The sequence below is a fragment of the Rhizobium sp. CNPSo 3670 genome, from assembly GCF_057784555.1.
This window is the reverse complement of sequence record NZ_JBXSOL010000005.1, coordinates 205,885-218,067: the sequence shown is the minus strand read 5'-3', so window position 1 is coordinate 218,067 and position 12,183 is coordinate 205,885. Positions and strand designations below refer to the sequence as shown.

The window sequence follows — 12,183 nt, the reverse complement described above, 5'->3', positions numbered from 1 at the left end:
GAGGCGAGTGATGTCGAGATCCATTCTGCTGGCGGGCCTTTCCGCTTCCCTGATGACGCTGGCGCCGGCCCATGCGGGCGATGCCACTGATGCCAGGGCTGTGCTTGCCGCCCAGGCCGGGCTTGCCGTCGACCTGATCGACCGCACGCTGGCGAAGGAGGGGGCGGCCAACATCATGGTATCGCCGGCAAGCCTGGCCGCCGCGCTCGGTCTGGCAGGCCTCGGCGCCTCGGACGCGGGCAAGGCGGCGATCGCCCGGGGGCTGGGTTTCGGCGATGCGGTCAAGGGGCCGGAGAAGGTGCTCGACGAGATGAACCCGAAGACGCCGCCGGCGGCCGAGGCGCCGCTGGCCTCAGGTGTTGCGATCGTCTTCGACGACAAGCTGGCGCTCGTCCCCGATGCCCTTTCCATGCTCGCCGGCCACCGCGTCAAGCCGTCGATCGAGGATCTCGATCAACCCCAATCGGTCGAGCATATCAACGGCTGGGTCAGGCAGGCGACGCGCGACGCCATCCCGGCGATCCTCGAAACGCCGCCAGGCGGCGGCTTCATCAGCCTCGGGGCGCTCTCCTTCAAGGCCCGCTGGAAGACCGCTTTCGAGGCTCAGAGCCCGGCGGCCCCGTTCCGGCGGCCGGACGGCTCGACGGTCTCGGTGCCGATGATGCATCTTGCCGGCGACGGCCAGAAATTCCGCGTCGACGATCGTTTCGCAGCCGTCGACCTCGCCTATGCAGGCGAAACCTACCGCATGGTGGTGATCGCGGCGCGCTCGGAACAAGGCGTCGGCGGCGCCGATCTCAAGACCCTTGCCTCCTGGCTTCAGGGCGAGAAATTCGAAGCCGCCAAGGGCGAAATCTTCCTGCCCCGCTTTTCCCTCAATGACGGGCGTGATCTGATGCCGACACTCCACGCGATGGGCCTTTCGCCCGAAAAGGCGAGCGATGCGGCTTTTCCCAAGTTCACCACGGAAAACATCAGCTTGTCGCGCGTTCTGCAGAAGACGATGATCAAGGTCGATGAGAACGGCACGGAAGCGGCGGCGGCAACGGCCGTGGTCACTGAGCGCAGCATCGATCCGAAGCTGGTGCGGGTGAGCGCGGATGCCCGATTTGCCTTCGCGCTCCGCGATACGAAGACCGGCCTGTTTCTCGCCGCCGGGCTGATCGGCGATCCGCTTCTGGCGGGTGAATGACATGCGCTTTGATGAAGACAAAATGGCAGGGGGACACGTGCATGAGAAGTGATCTGATCGCCCGCTACACGATCGGCGAGCCGGTCTATGAGAACGAGTTCATCGTCTATCCGGCGCAGGACAAGCGGATGGATCGTTCGGTCTTCATCGTCGCGCCTGATGTGGCGCTGAAACTGGACAAGGCGCGCTTCGAGCGGGTCTGGACCTCGGTCAACGAGGCCAAGTCGCTGACGGCGCGGCGCTTCGTCGAGATCGAGGACCTCATCCCGCCGTCGCCGGAGGACGACAATTTCTACATCGTCGAGAAGCGGCCGTCGAAGACGCTGCACCAATATCTCGAGGAAACCGAAATGGTGGCCTATGATCGCGCCATCGAGATCGGCCGCCACATCCTCGAAGGGCTGGCGACGCTGCATGGGGCGGGTTACGCCCACAATGCGCTGACCGACCAGTGCATCTACGTCTCGGAGGATTATTCCGGCCTCTCGGTCCGGATGGGCAACCTGCACCTGATCTCCAAGATCGGCGAGCACATCATTCCGCCCTATGCGCCGGAATTCGGCGCGCCGGAGATCTATGCCAGCGGCACCTTCTCGGCCTCCGCCGCACTCGACATCTATGCGATGGGCATGATCGCCTACAAGCTCTTCCTGCCGCGGCAGACCTATGCCAGCGTCTTCGACAGCGTCATGGTCTGGGAGGACGAACACCAGCGCGAGCAGAGCTGGAAGAACATCCATCTCGACCCGTCCAACATCTTCCCGCGCCTCGACGTGCTGATCCCCGGTTTTCCCGAGGGACTGGCCAGCCTGGTCGAAAGAATGCTGAGCCGCGACCCGACCCAGCGGCCGCGCATGGGCGCCGATGCGCTCGGCGAATTCAGCCGCGTCACCACGGGCATCCAGCCGATGGCCTGGGATCCGCGCGGCGGCATGCCGCCACAGCCTGATGCCCCGAAGCGGAAGAAATGGACGCTCGCGCATTTCTCGATGATCGGTGCGCTGCTCCTGATCTGCATCGGCGTCGGTGTCGTCACCATCCCGAAGCTGCTGCGTCCCGATCCCAAGCTCGTCGCCGATGTCGGCACCTGGAAGAAGGAGGCCGAAAGCCGCAGGGACAAGGCCATCGCCGCCAAGGCACCGGAACGCCCGTCCCAAGATGAGGCGAAGCTTTCCTATGATGCCGGGGCCGCGGCACTGACCGAGGCCAATGCCCTGCTCAAGGACGAAGACTATAAAAAGGCGCTTCCCGGTTACCAGAAGGCGGCGATCAGCCTCGGCAAGTCGCTAATCGCCATCTCGAAAGAAAATGCCGAAAAGGCCAAATCGGCTGCTGCCGCCGCCGGCGGCGACAAGGCCCCGAGTTTTGCCGAGGCCGACGGCAAGATGAAGGCCGCGGCCGACAGCGCCGCCGCCCAGCAGATGCATGGCGCGGTCGATAACTACGAGGCTGCGAAAACGGCTTACGACGATCTCGCCAAGGCGCTGACGGCGCTGACGGCGGCCGAAAAGGACGCCGCGGCAAAACGCGAAACCGTCACCCGCATCGGCGCCGGCGACAGCCCCGACGTCGCCAAGGCGAGCGGCCTGATGACCGAGGCCAAGGCCAAGGCCGAGCAATGGCAGCTGCCGGCAGCGACCTCGGGCTACGCCGACGCCGCCAAACTCTTCGCCGCGCTGATATCGGATGTCATGGCCGCCAAGGACGAGGCGACGGCGCTCAGGCAGAAGGTCACTGATCTCAACGCATCGCTGGCGACACGCGCCGGCCCCGCCGATCCGACGCTTGCCGCGCTGGCGCCGAAGCTCACAGAGGCCGACGGCCGCTACACCGCTGAGGCCTACAAGCTCGCAATCGCAGCCTACCAGCCGATCCTGACCGATCTCGAAGCTCTGTCGGCGCGCGGCTTCTGCCCGGTTGCACCGAATGTCGCCTTCGAGACTATTCCCGCCGGAAGCTATTCGCTCGACAATGTCCGGCTGATGACCTCGTCGCTGAAGGAGCTCGGCGGCATGCTCGGCGTCGCCAATGGCGCCGTGAAGGTCGAAAAATCCTTCTGCATGCAGGCCAAAGCAGTCACCCGCGCCGAGATGGCGCAGTATTACACCGCCAATGCCGACCCGGCCTCCGCCCAGGCCTATGCCGGCAATCCCGAGCAGCCGGCCGACGACGTGCCGCTTGCCGAGGCGCAGAACTATACCGCCTGGCTGTCGAAACAGCTGAACGCCCCCGTCCACCTGCCGTCGGCGACGGAATGGATGGCGAGCGCGGTCAAGCTGATGCCGGAGAAACTGCCCGACAATGGCGACATCATCCTGCAATGGAGCGCCACCCCCTGCGAAGCCGGCGGCAACGTCGCCTTCATGGCGCAGGAAGGCTCCACCTTCGTCGTCTGCTCGGACGCTTCCGCCGGGGGGATTTTTCGGGTGAGTGCTGAGTTGAGGTGACCTGGAGAATGAAAGGGAGATTCCAGGATGGCGCGTCTCGTTCGGGAAGTGTCAGCGGGCCTTGCTCCCCTTCTCCCCAGCGGGGAGAAGGTGCCCGTAGGGCGGATGAGGGGGCCACGCGGCACGCCATTCATAGTCCCTCTAGGGCCTATCAATCACCATGGAGCTTCGACATGCCTGAACCACGCTCGCCACGCCTCGCGGTTCTTATCGATGCCGACAACGCCTCCGCGAAGATCGTTGACGGTCTATTCGAGGAAATAGCCAAGATTGGTGAAGCGAGCGTGCGGCGCATCTATGGCGACTTCGCCAATGCTCGCTCCAAGGCATGGATCGACGTCCTTGCAAAACACGCGATCATCCCTCAACAACAGTTTGCCTACACCACGGGTAAGAATGCGTCCGACATCACGCTTGTTATCGATGCGATGGACTTGCTCCATAGCGGCCGCTTCGACGGTTTCTGCCTGGTGTCGTCAGATAGCGATTTCACGCGTCTCGCCTCACGCATCCGGGAACAAGGGATCGATGTCTTCGGCTTCGGGGAACAGAAGACCCCGGAGAGTTTCCGCCAAGCATGCCGTCGGTTTATCTATACGGAAAATCTGGCGCCTTCAGTCGTGTCGAACGGAGCGGACGCCACACAGGTTGCGCCTTCACTACGGCCGCCTAGCGCCGCAACACCGATCATCAAAAGAGCAATCGCGCAGATGGACTCTGAGGATGGATGGATCTCGCTTGGCGTGGTTGGAAAGCAACTTGCCAATCTGGCATCCGACTTTGATCCACGGACGTTCGGATTCAAGAAGTTGGGCGATCTGGTCAAAAAGACGAACGCCTTCGAGGTAGATCATGCCGAAGGTCGTCCCTTTCGTATCCGCCTGAAACCTGCGCCGACAAAAGGCAGCGTGAAGCCGGCAACCTGACGCATCGGCAGATAGTGCGAGATTGGATCTCAGATCCCCAAAAGCGCTCGCAGGTTTCGGCCGAAACATCAGAATGTGTGCGAGGGTTTTTGCGTTTCGATATGATTTGGATTGGCGCTCCCTCCGCTCCGGCGGCGGCCTCGTCAGCGTAAGCGTCGAATTACGGCGAACTTTCAATCACAAATTCGCGTTCAAGCCGTGCGTCACAATAATTTTCAATTCCAAATTTCCAAATACGCGCGTACATTGAACATGGGGACTGTAGTATCCGTGCGTTGAGGGGTCGGGGAAAATGTGCTGGAATACATCATCAGCATTCACGCCTGTCGGGTTTGCTTTGCGAGGTCCGAAATCTCGCAAGATCGTGTGGACATTGGGCGACGCGGCGCGCCTCCTGATGAACGATTGGCCTTGCGATGACGGCGAGGAATACATGGCTGCCGTCAAAGCCTGCGTCGATGCCATCACCGGCAAAATTGCCCCGGAACAATTCCGCGAAGTGCTTCTGCGGGCGGCCGACGAGGCGGGCATCCGTACTCTATCGCTGGTTCCGCAGGGAGTGGGTGAGCGGCGGCCCGGCATTCTCCCCACGATGCGCATATAGGCTTTCCTTTAGCGGACTATCCGCTTTCGCCAGGTGCCCGTGAAGGAGCGACCGGTTTGGGGCCGTTTGCGGTCGGTCAGCTTTTGGCACTAGTTCTTCGAATAGCAGACAACGGTCGAAGTTGATGTCGGTCTTTAGCAGCCCTCTGAAAAAAGACTTGTGCGCCACCATTGGGCACCCTTATCCCCATAGGCTGTCAGACGACGTTCTCCACAACATTAAGTACCGCAATCGCCTCCTGCACTTCGGCGTAGAGCTCCGCGTTTGTTTCCCCCGCATCAATTTCTACTATCAGGGCAAACCGCGCAATCTTTTCTTCCGGGTCAGGGACGGCCTTGGCCTTCCACCAACCTGCAACGGGATGTACAGCTATTAGATTGCGGCGCGCCAGATCGGATGCCGGGCAGACCAGTTCATCGATGTGCAGTGATCCGACATCCCGGCGATTGCGGCCAAAGATCCAGTTGTCATCTTCGTCGACAACCGGGTCCTCCGGCTGCTCTCCAGCCTTGCTGATGCGGGCCAAAAATGCGGCTTGATTCTCGTTGGGCCGGTTCAGCTTGAAGCGCAAGTTGTGCGACGCATATCGAAATTTGGAACCTCGTGCCGGCTCGGAAGGGTTGGGTTCGATGAATGTGCTGAGCGTTACGCGCAGCGTCACTGGGCTCTGAACGAGTTTCCGCAATTCCTCAACCGGCCACGGCAACTGGAAAACCTTCATTTCATTGTGAACGTGCTGCGCCGACGGCTTGCTTGCCTTTCGGTAGGGCCTGATCGTATCCTGCGCGATAAGGGTGAGAGCATTTGAAGCACTTCGCCGCGCGCGATTAAGGTCGGGAACGCCATAGCCATAGCGCTTGAACATCGGCGCATAATCCCCCTTGGCAGGATTGACTGGCAGGTGGCTTCTCATCTGAGGGGTCCAGCGGGCGGACGACACGAACAGGGCGCGGATGGTTTCCGGCCAAAGATCGGGATAGTCCGACCAGATCTCGGTTACGGCCCGCGCTGCCAGCGCCGTGGCGCCGCTCGTTTCGCCTGTGGTCGTGAAGGCCCGCTGCGGGTACTGGTGATCGGTGGTAAGAAGCGAAAGCGCTGGATGCTTCATCGGTGGAGGAGCACCATCCACCAGCCAGTTGCCGCCTTCGAAGACGACGTCGGGCTTCAGCGGCCAGTGCGATGACCAACTGGCCGTCCGCGAGGATGGAGCGAGGTCGCCAACTGGTGCGAGCGGTAGACCCACCTCACCGGGTGGCAACACGTTCTTTTCCGTATAGGCGCCGATGCAGATCGCGTTCCAGGCATGAGCGGGCGACTCCAACTCGTTCTCGGGAAGATCACAGACTGCGAGGTAATCATTATTGCCGAACTGGTTCTGGTTGGTGTTTCCGGCCGACAGGAGGACCAGGCGCTTGATCTTCCTATTGCCTGACACACCGGAGGCCAACTGGTCGACCTCACTCGACCATGACGTGGGCGCCCCATCGTGGGGAGTATCGTCCTCTGTGGTGGTTGCCAGCGTGAAGGTGCGCCGCCGGTCGCCGGTGGTCTCGACGGCATTGATGCCTTTGCGGGTGACCACGCCAAGAAGATGATGAGGATTGTGTCCGGCGTCCGGAATGATCTTGGCCGACTCCAGGCGATGCCGAACCTGAATGGGATTCATCGTCTGCACCGCTGTAGTGAGGTCGCCGAAGAGAGCGAGGCCAGCTAGCTGAGTACCATGGCCAACCATATCGTCCAGCCCCCACGCCGGCTCTGCCGCATGGCGGTCGGCGACGGCAAGCGCCGGCGCGATCAGCGGATGCGCCCTGCTGACGCCGCGGTCGAGCAGGGTGATGTAATTGGGATCGCCGCCGCCATCGAATGTCGCCCTGCCGACGACGTCATCCACCCATTCAAGCTGCTCCTCGATTTCAAGCGCATCGAAGTAGTCCGCCGTGACCGTAGGAGCAGCCAGCGCGCGAACGCCACCTAGCCGGCGCACTGCCAAGGCCAACGCGTCGCTTGTTGCCGTGCCAATGACGACAATGTCTTCGGGAAACTCTAGTAGATCGGCGGTGATGGCAACGCCATAGCCGGGAGCGCCGGCAATGAAATCGCCCGCCGCAGCCTTATCGAGCCAGATCTCCCAGGGCCTCGCGTCATTGCCGTCGGGAAACTTCTGATTGGGGCTACGCCACAGCGCTCGCAAGCCCGCTTCGGCGATCGCCCCGATGCTCTGGACAAGATCGGCGTTGTAGGGCCGACCTTCCGTTCCATCATTCTTGATCCGGTTCTTCTCGCCAAAGTCAGCGACTTTCTGCCGAAGCTTGTCGATGCCTTCTCGGGAGGCAAACACCGTCGCGCGCACCGCCAGCTGCTCACCTGCTGCCGGCTGCACCTTGAGGAGCGTCAGGCCACTGGCGTCGAGGCCGGACGTCACCATTACCTCTCCTGGCCGCCCCGCGACGTCTAGGTAGAGTCCGGGCCGATCTTCGGCGGCTAGGTTCGGGAGATGGTCGAGCGCCTGGAGGAGAGCCTGCGCATGGTCAGCGCGGTTAGCGACATCACTTGGTCTTCTTGCCGACCCGCCGCCCTTGGCCTTGAAGACCTGGGCTTTTCCTAAGCCTTGCAGAATGAAGTGTTCGCGATCCCTCGGCATACCCGCCCATTCCTCCTATTCCATGCAGTGAGCGGCGGCGATCCAGGGATGCGACGAGGGATGTTGTCTCGATGCTCTCCATATGGGCCAACACTGCGCGTCTTGCGGCGTCTTCCGCAGCGGCGACGACGTCGGCAGTCGACAATCCCTCGGCATGGCGCGCGACGTCCGCCCAATCGACATTTTTGGCGTCGAAACCGGTCAACCGGCGGCGCAACGCCTTTTCAATCGCCGCACCCTTGGGCATCTCGTAAGGCAGCACTAGGTCGAAGCGACGCAGCACTGCCCGGTCCAAAATTTCCGGAAGATTGGTGGTGGCGACGATGATCGACGGACCTGTGTCCTCATCAAGGAATTGCAGGAACGAGTTCAGGATGCGTCGCGCCTCACCTATATCGTTCTCAGAGCCCCGTGCTGCGGCAAGGGCGTCAATCTCGTCGAATAGGTAAACGCCCCGCGTCATGCGGACTGCATCAAAGATCATGCGCAGCTTCTGGGCAGTCTCGCCCATGAATTTTGTTATCAACCCGTGCAGCAGCACGGTAAAAAGAGGAAATCGCAGCTCGCCAGCCAACGCAGCCGCACTCAAGGTTTTGCCGGTTCCTGGGGGACCGGCGAACAGGAGCCGTCGGCGCGGCCGCAGCCCCTTTTCCTCCAGCCGCTCTCGCATATGGGTTTCGGTGACGAGATGCCTGAGTTCATCCTCGAGATGGAACGGCAGAATGACGTCATTGAGCCGTGTCGAGGGGTAGCTCGCATCAAGGAAACCGGCAAGATCACCGCGTGGCGCCGCCAGCGGCGTAGGCCTTCCGGCGGCGGATTTGGGTGGCGTCCGACTAACCTCTGCCCATTGGCGCAGTTGCTCGGCAAGCCTTGCATGCCCTTTCTGATCTTCGGCGGCAGCAAGCTGCATGGCGAGATCGAAGAAGCGTTCTTCGTCACCTTCGGCGTGACTCTTGACAAGCCCTATTAGTTGCTGTGCCGATGCCATGGCTGTGCGACTTCCACTGTCTCCGGTGATCTGTAGAACCACCTCAGAGAACTTTATAGCTTCGAACGGTTAATGGAAGAGAGCAGACCAAATTCCGCCACCAATGAATCGTGTTTTCTCGGTCGTGAGTTGCAATTCTGCCGTCACCACACACAATTGCCACGTCAAGGAGCGCCTACAGGCGACACGTCCATACAAAGCGAAAACAGCCACGGTCAACCGAGGACTGGCCGCTCAGGAAGTCCGCTTTAGGTGAGCAAGGAAAACTGCTTAACGGCCAGATGTAGGCGCGAAGCAGCCTTTCTCTTCGGTAAAGGAAGAAGTCTGCTCGGGGCCTAAATCCAAAGGTCGGCTTTCCATAGGCCCGCGCGGTGGACCTGCGGCTGCCCTAGCCCGCTAAGCACGGGAGCCGAGTGCTGGCTCCCTTTCCAATGCTATGACCGGCTTACCGCAGCCGGAGCCTTGACGCTGCAGTCGTCACTCAAGCGTCAGATTTCAGCTTGCCGCCAACCGCCCAGGAATCCTTGGCGATCTCCGTGATCAGGATTTCCAGCGATTCCGGCGGGCAGGCCAGGGTGTCGACGGCGGCCTTGGTCGCTTCGCGCACGAAGGCGCGCTTTTGCTCGTTGGTGCGGCCGGGATGCATCTGCAGGTGAAGAATGGGCATGGTTTTTCCTTCGTCGGGTTGGTGCTGTCCGTCGCCTTGGCGCCGGCATGATGACTATGTTGTAAATGGTGAGGTTGATAAATAAGCTGCCGGTGTCGTCATTCAAAACCCTGAGGTAGGCAATCATGGACAAGCTGGCCGGCATGGCGATGTTCGTCAGGGTCATCGACAATGGCAGTTTCGCGGCGGCCGCGGAGATCGCGCAGGTGTCGCCTGCCATGGTGGGCAAGCACATCAAGACGATCGAGACCCGGCTCGGGGCGAAGCTCATCCATCGCACCACGCGCCGCCATCAGCTGACGGCGGTCGGCCAGCTCTATTACGAGCGCTGCAAGCGCGCGCTTGCCGAAGTGGCGCTGGCCGAGGCCTCGGCGAGCGAGCTGCAATCAGCGCCGCGCGGCCGGCTTCGGCTGGTGGCGCCCGTCAGCTTCGGCACGCAAGTCTTGGTGCCGGCGCTGATCGAATACCAGAACGCCTATCCCGACGTCAGCATCGAGCTGTCGCTCGACAACAATGTCCATGATCTCGTCGGCGAGGGGTTCGAGCTCGGCATCCACATCGGCCCGCTCTCAGACAGCAGCCTCGTCGCCCGACCGCTCACGCCTTATCGGCGCATCCTCGCTGCCGCGCCAGCCTATCTTGCCCGCCATGGCCGACCGGCGGCGCCGGAGGATCTGACGACCCATCTCTGCCTCGGCCACTCCTATTGGCGTATGTCGGATCTCTGGCACCTGGTCGGGCCGGGCGGCGAAGTGCGCGACGTGCCGATCTCCGGAAAGTTCTCCACGAACCAGGGCGCGGCGCTGCGCATGGCAGCGCTCAGCGGTGCGGGAATCGTGCTTCAGCCGGAACTGCTGCTCGCCGCCGACATCGCCGAAGGCCGGCTCGAGCATGTACTGCCGGAATGGTCCTACAGGCCTGTGCCGATGTTCCTCATCTACGCCCCGAACCGGCGCCCGACAGCGATGCTGCGGACGGTGATCGATTTCCTGGTGGAACGGTTTGCTAAGCAGATCGACGTGACATAGCGACGGGCATGTCGGCACATCGTCCGCCTGGTGACTCTTCTCACCGGATCAAAGCCCGTGATAAAAGCGCTCATGGGCATTAGGAACTATTTGATCGAAGGCAGTTCGGGCACTGGAAAAACGTCTGTCGCTTCCGAACTGGAGCGGCGGGGCTACAATGTTGTCCATGGCGACCGCGTCCTGGCATATGTGGGCGACCCCGAGATAGGCCGTGCACTCGCAGGACCGCCCGATGGCGCCGACCGCATTGCCTGGGGATATGCGCATTGGATCTGGCCTGCCGAAAGGGTCCGGGCCATTGCTGCCGACACCACCCACCCTGTCACTTTCTTCTGTGGCGGCTCGCGCAATTTCCACAAATTCCTGCACCTGTTCGACAAGGTTTTCGTTCTCGACATCGACGTCGAGACTTTGAACCGGCGATTGGATGGGCGCCCCGATGAGCCGGGCTTCGAGCCGGCCGAGCGGGCTCTGGTGCTCCGTTACCATAAGACCCGGGAGCATCTTCCCGTCGGTATCAATATCGACACGGCGGGTAGCATTACAGGTGTCGTCGACGATATCCTCGCTCAACTCACCTGAGGTCCTAAGCTGCATCGGATGCGAAGCGCTCGATCACTGTTGTAGGCCGGCGCTAGATTATCTTTCGCTGCCGCCGCCGCGGTTCATGACCTCGAATGATCGATCCACGGCAGGAAAGCTCGGGACGCTTGCGCTTTCGATGCGAGCGCGTTATACACTGAACCATATGGTTCAGTATTTAGATCCTCCCCTCGATCTCTCGTTCGCGGCGCTGTCCGATGCGACCCGCCGCGGGATCATCGATCAGCTTGGGCGAGGCGACGCGTCGATCACCAGTCTCGCGGATAAGTTCCAGATGACGCTGACCGGCATGAAGAAGCACGTCCAGGTTCTCGAGCGGGCGGGGCTCGTCGTCACGCAGAAGGTCGGACGGGTGAGGACCTGCAAGCTTGGGAAACGCGGCCTCAAGGCGGAGGCCGAGTGGATCGAGGCGCATCGCCAGCTCTTCGAGGCCCGCTTCGAAGCATTGGATGAAATCATCAACGAAATAAAACAGGAGGGAAGCGATGACTGAGCAGGTTGAAAGGGCAGGTAGCGCGCAGATCCGCACGTCGGTCGAGCGCAGAGGGGATCGCGAACTCGTGATAACCAGGATATTCGATGCGCCGCCGAGCACGGTTTACAGGGCGTGGAGCCAGCCCGAGCTGTTCCAGCGCTGGTGGGTGCCGAAATCGGTACCCGGGATTTCGCTGGTATCGTGCGACATGGACGTCCGCACCGGCGGCAAATATCGGCTGGAATTCGGCGCCGGTGGTTCGGACACCATGGCCTTCTATGGCAAGTATCTCGAGGTGGTGCCGAACGAGCGCATCGTCTGGACCAACGACGAGGGCGAAGAGGGCGCGATCACGACGGTGACCTTCGAGGACCAAGGCGGGAAGACGCTTGTGATTTTCCAGGAAGTCTATCCGTCCAGGGAGGCGCTTGAGGAAGCACTCCAGGGCTCGGCTGTCGCATTGCCGGAGCAGTTGGAACAGCTCGACGAATTGCTTCCCAGCCTGACCGAGTAGCGGACGGCCTTCAGACCGCCTTTGCCGCCATCCACGCAGGTTTGGAACGCAACTCGTCCTGTTTCATTACCGTGGAGGCGGTAAGAAAGGGG

The 12,183-nt window shown here is 61.6% G+C and carries 11 protein-coding genes; 8 read left to right on the top strand and 3 right to left on the bottom strand.

What is annotated here, in order from left to right:
• Nucleotides 1-10: 10 nt before the first annotated feature.
• The 4 genes from AC13QO_RS07305 to AC13QO_RS07290 all read left to right on the top strand — a co-directional run bounded on the left by AC13QO_RS07305 (nt 11) and on the right by AC13QO_RS07290 (nt 5,169).
• Nucleotides 11-1,192, top strand: a complete 1,182-nt coding sequence (locus tag AC13QO_RS07305) for a serpin family protein (protein ID WP_488540297.1) — start codon at nt 11-13, stop codon at nt 1,190-1,192.
• 41 nt (nt 1,193-1,233) lie between these two features.
• Nucleotides 1,234-3,639, top strand: coding sequence for a protein kinase domain-containing protein (locus AC13QO_RS07300; RefSeq protein WP_488540296.1), 2,406 nt, complete (start codon nt 1,234-1,236; stop codon nt 3,637-3,639).
• 173 nt (nt 3,640-3,812) lie between these two features.
• On the top strand, nt 3,813-4,565 hold the full coding sequence (locus AC13QO_RS07295; protein WP_085780977.1) for an NYN domain-containing protein: 753 nt from the start codon (nt 3,813-3,815) through the stop codon (nt 4,563-4,565).
• 292 nt (nt 4,566-4,857) lie between these two features.
• Nucleotides 4,858-5,169: a DUF982 domain-containing protein gene (locus AC13QO_RS07290; protein WP_085780978.1), complete on the top strand. Its 312-nt coding sequence runs from the start codon at nt 4,858-4,860 to the stop codon at nt 5,167-5,169.
• 196 nt (nt 5,170-5,365) lie between these two features.
• Here AC13QO_RS07290 and AC13QO_RS07285 read toward each other — a convergent pair whose 3' ends face one another.
• From AC13QO_RS07285 to AC13QO_RS07275, 3 genes are all read right to left on the bottom strand, one after another.
• Nucleotides 5,366-7,597, bottom strand: coding sequence for a S8 family peptidase (locus AC13QO_RS07285; RefSeq protein ID WP_085780979.1), 2,232 nt, complete (start codon nt 7,595-7,597; stop codon nt 5,366-5,368).
• 121 nt (nt 7,598-7,718) lie between these two features.
• A complete protein-coding gene (locus tag AC13QO_RS07280; protein ID WP_085780980.1) occupies nt 7,719-8,804 on the bottom strand; it encodes an AAA family ATPase in 1,086 nt (361 codons plus the stop codon).
• Between the two features lie 481 nt (nt 8,805-9,285).
• Entirely contained in the window at nt 9,286-9,471 is a 186-nt protein-coding gene (locus AC13QO_RS07275) for a 4-oxalocrotonate tautomerase (protein ID WP_085780981.1), read from the bottom strand.
• Between the two features lie 125 nt (nt 9,472-9,596).
• Here AC13QO_RS07275 and AC13QO_RS07270 point away from each other — a divergent pair, with 125 nt between their 5' ends.
• The 4 genes from AC13QO_RS07270 (at nt 9,597) to AC13QO_RS07255 (ending at nt 12,091) form a co-directional block, all read left to right on the top strand.
• Nucleotides 9,597-10,499 carry a LysR family transcriptional regulator gene (locus AC13QO_RS07270; protein WP_488540295.1) on the top strand — a complete coding sequence of 301 codons (903 nt, stop codon included), beginning with the start codon at nt 9,597-9,599 and terminating at the stop codon, nt 10,497-10,499.
• A 72-nt stretch (nt 10,500-10,571) separates the two neighbouring features.
• The gene (locus AC13QO_RS07265) at nt 10,572-11,081 is read left to right on the top strand and encodes a P-loop nucleotide/nucleoside kinase family protein (RefSeq protein ID WP_488540294.1); all 510 of its coding nucleotides are present in this window, start codon (nt 10,572-10,574) and stop codon (nt 11,079-11,081) included.
• A 166-nt stretch (nt 11,082-11,247) separates the two neighbouring features.
• On the top strand, nt 11,248-11,595 hold the full coding sequence (locus AC13QO_RS07260) for an ArsR/SmtB family transcription factor (RefSeq protein WP_085781273.1): 348 nt from the start codon (nt 11,248-11,250) through the stop codon (nt 11,593-11,595).
• Nucleotides 11,588-12,091 carry an SRPBCC family protein gene (locus tag AC13QO_RS07255; RefSeq protein WP_085780984.1) on the top strand — a complete coding sequence of 168 codons (504 nt, stop codon included), beginning with the start codon at nt 11,588-11,590 and terminating at the stop codon, nt 12,089-12,091. Before AC13QO_RS07260 ends, AC13QO_RS07255 begins: the two co-directional genes overlap by 8 nt.
• Nucleotides 12,092-12,183 lie beyond the last annotated feature (92 nt).

What these genes read in the sequence shown, in the direction of transcription:
- AC13QO_RS07300 (WP_488540296.1), top strand. Translation starts at nt 1,234, where the DNA reads ATGAGAAGTGATCTGATCGCCCGCTACACGATCGGCGAGCCGGTCTAT.
- AC13QO_RS07260 (WP_085781273.1), top strand. Translation starts at nt 11,248, where the DNA reads ATGGTTCAGTATTTAGATCCTCCCCTCGATCTCTCGTTCGCGGCGCTG.
- AC13QO_RS07290 (WP_085780978.1), top strand. Translation starts at nt 4,858, where the DNA reads ATGTGCTGGAATACATCATCAGCATTCACGCCTGTCGGGTTTGCTTTG.
- AC13QO_RS07295 (WP_085780977.1), top strand. Translation starts at nt 3,813, where the DNA reads ATGCCTGAACCACGCTCGCCACGCCTCGCGGTTCTTATCGATGCCGAC.
- AC13QO_RS07305 (WP_488540297.1), top strand. Translation starts at nt 11, where the DNA reads ATGTCGAGATCCATTCTGCTGGCGGGCCTTTCCGCTTCCCTGATGACG.
- AC13QO_RS07270 (WP_488540295.1), top strand. Translation starts at nt 9,597, where the DNA reads ATGGACAAGCTGGCCGGCATGGCGATGTTCGTCAGGGTCATCGACAAT.
- AC13QO_RS07285 (WP_085780979.1), bottom strand. Translation starts at nt 7,597, where the DNA reads ATGGTGACGTCCGGCCTCGACGCCAGTGGCCTGACGCTCCTCAAGGTG.
- AC13QO_RS07265 (WP_488540294.1), top strand. Translation starts at nt 10,572, where the DNA reads ATGGGCATTAGGAACTATTTGATCGAAGGCAGTTCGGGCACTGGAAAA.
- AC13QO_RS07275 (WP_085780981.1), bottom strand. Translation starts at nt 9,471, where the DNA reads ATGCCCATTCTTCACCTGCAGATGCATCCCGGCCGCACCAACGAGCAA.
- AC13QO_RS07280 (WP_085780980.1), bottom strand. Translation starts at nt 8,804, where the DNA reads ATGGCATCGGCACAGCAACTAATAGGGCTTGTCAAGAGTCACGCCGAA.
- AC13QO_RS07255 (WP_085780984.1), top strand. Translation starts at nt 11,588, where the DNA reads ATGACTGAGCAGGTTGAAAGGGCAGGTAGCGCGCAGATCCGCACGTCG.